The organism is Leptospira brenneri (assembly GCF_002812125.1).
GTDB lineage: Bacteria > Spirochaetota > Leptospiria > Leptospirales > Leptospiraceae > Leptospira_A > Leptospira_A brenneri.
Window position 1 is genome coordinate 1 of record NZ_NPDQ01000022.1, and the last position, 2,077, is coordinate 2,077.

At 40.5% G+C, this 2,077-nt stretch carries 3 protein-coding genes and 1 pseudogene; all 4 read right to left on the minus strand.

Annotated elements, in window-relative coordinates; genetic code table 11:
- Positions 1 to 270: pseudogene (locus CH361_RS19465) on the minus strand (hypothetical protein); the annotation flags it as partial.
- Complete coding sequence (locus CH361_RS19470; RefSeq protein ID WP_244279965.1) at positions 267 to 620, minus strand: hypothetical protein; 354 nt, start codon at positions 618 to 620, stop codon at positions 267 to 269. The gene CH361_RS19470 and the pseudogene CH361_RS19465, both read right to left, overlap by 4 nt.
- An 82-nt stretch (positions 621 to 702) precedes the next feature.
- Positions 703 to 1,311, minus strand: a complete 609-nt coding sequence (locus CH361_RS19475; protein ID WP_100792495.1) for a hypothetical protein — start codon at positions 1,309 to 1,311, stop codon at positions 703 to 705.
- Positions 1,308 to 2,077 (minus strand): late control protein (locus CH361_RS19765; protein WP_100792496.1); only part of this gene is annotated, 770 nt, incomplete at its 5' end. The genes CH361_RS19765 and CH361_RS19475, both read right to left, overlap by 4 nt.

Below are 2,077 nucleotides of genomic sequence, written 5' to 3' on the forward strand. Positions count from 1 at the left end.
ATTTGTGAAAGCGGCTATCTTTACACTGGACCAAGTGGTGTTTGCAGATTGTAGTTCATCTTGAATCAACAATCGAATGTTTTGTAAAATCTCTTCCTCAGTAGTTTCGTTTTCGTAACCGCCAGGGAAAACACCGAATGCTTGACAGTAGATAAAAATTAGAAGTTTCTCCGCAAAGTTTTCTCTTGCCCAAAACTTTGCTCTGTCCTTGAGTCCTTCTACTTCATGAGTAGGAAGTTCATATTTTATTGCAAAATCACGAATGTTCATAGTGAGAGCTCTACCTCTTGGTTCGACATTGTTCGGAAGTAGATTCCAGTAGGTTTGGTGCTATCTTCATTTGTTATTTCAATTGTACGAGAATCGATCGCAGGGAAATAATTCAGAACACGTTGAATGTCTGATAAACGCTCGTGTTTCGAAATTAGATCGTCACTCTTAAGGAAGACTCTTTGTCTGCTGTAGATTTCGGGAAAATCAATATCGTCGGCCACAGGCATATCAAATGCCTCTACTAACATTGCTGATACAATGTCTCGGTCATTATCTAGAATTTTTAACTCCTTGGTTTTCTCTTCTAAAACAAGGTCTTTGGTGATAGGGTCTACGGCAAAATCCACGTTATTACTCTTTTTCTTCTCTCGTTGATCGCAAGGTCTTTGTTATAAAATCCATGTTCACTGTCCCTTATGTCCCAACTTTTTACACGCCTACCGAATACTTTAAATTGGTTTGATCGAGACCGGTCGGTACGGTTGGTAAAGGAATAGTTTCCGTCGCTAATACTAGGGCAGACTTAAATGATGCTCCACCATCCATCGAGGTGATCGTGCCTGCTTTAATTGCTGTGTATAGAGATTGGAGAGAAGTATTTAATTGTGTTAGATGTGTTTTGAGTAACGTAGTATTAGGTGCTGTTATGGATCCTGTTCCTATCGTAACTCCTGTAGGATTGATTTTTACCTCCAAAGGTGTTAGTTTAATTTCCAACCCGCTGGCAGATAACTCGTATTCCAAGGTTCCGCCAATTTTCCCTTTCAGTTTATCGATTTGATTGAAACCAATCGCAACAGATCGATCAGAACGATTATCTAAAGCAATTACGAGACACTTACTCCCGGTCTTCGGAATGAAAGGTGGGAAAAATTGTACATCATCTTTAGTCGCATTGTTTATAATGACGGTAAGTAAACCTGCATCTGCAGTAGTTGGATTTGGTTCCTTCTTAACATTTCGCACTGTGGCTAGGGTTGGCCAATAGAAGGAGAAATTGGCCAGAAAAATTGTAACCAGGTCATCTGCAATGCTCATTCGGCCCCCTTGAAATCTACAACTGAAAGCTGAATGTTTTGGCGATACTTTGCTTCGCGAGCAGACCAAGTTTTCGTTACCTTTTCCACAAAGACATTTTTAGTTCGTTTGGAATCATCAGGATCTTCAAAACGAATAATTTCTGAATGCTTTACTGAAGGAGCTCCGAAGGTATCAAACTTCCCGACAAGACCTTTACCTGCTATTTCTTTGTGAATTGATTTCGCCAGTTCGGTTGCTTCTTTAAGGGATAAACGATCCACATCCACATAATGTGAATCACCTTTCCCGAAACGGCCTTCTAGTGTTCTTCCCGTTTCCGTTTGATAGCTTCGGACTACGATAGTGACATCTTTTCCCTCTCGTGTGGAAACCTCATCCTTGATGATGTTATGCGTTATCCGAAAGCGTTTAGGTATGCCAGGAGCAAATAATTTTGTTGGATCTTGAGCGTATAAAATTCCCCTTCGAAAGAAGACATCTATTCCACGTTTGCGTAGCTGCATTGCAGCCCATGCGCCACTTCTTCCATTTGTGTCCATGGTGATTTTCGTGTTTGCTATGGCAGTATCTACTTTAATCTGCGTCCCAGTCGGTGCAATTTGATTCAAAAAGTTATCGATGCTTACATTGTAAAAATTCTTGGAAAGTTTCTTTAGTTGCATGGAAAACATCCCATCTCGACAGATGATTTCTAGTGGCTGCTTTGGAGAAACATCGACAACCTCACCTTGAAATTCGAGGATTTCATCTCCCTTGGAAAGTT

What these genes read in the sequence shown, in the direction of transcription:
- CH361_RS19475 (WP_100792495.1), bottom strand. Translation starts at nt 1,311, where the DNA reads ATGAGCATTGCAGATGACCTGGTTACAATTTTTCTGGCCAATTTCTCC.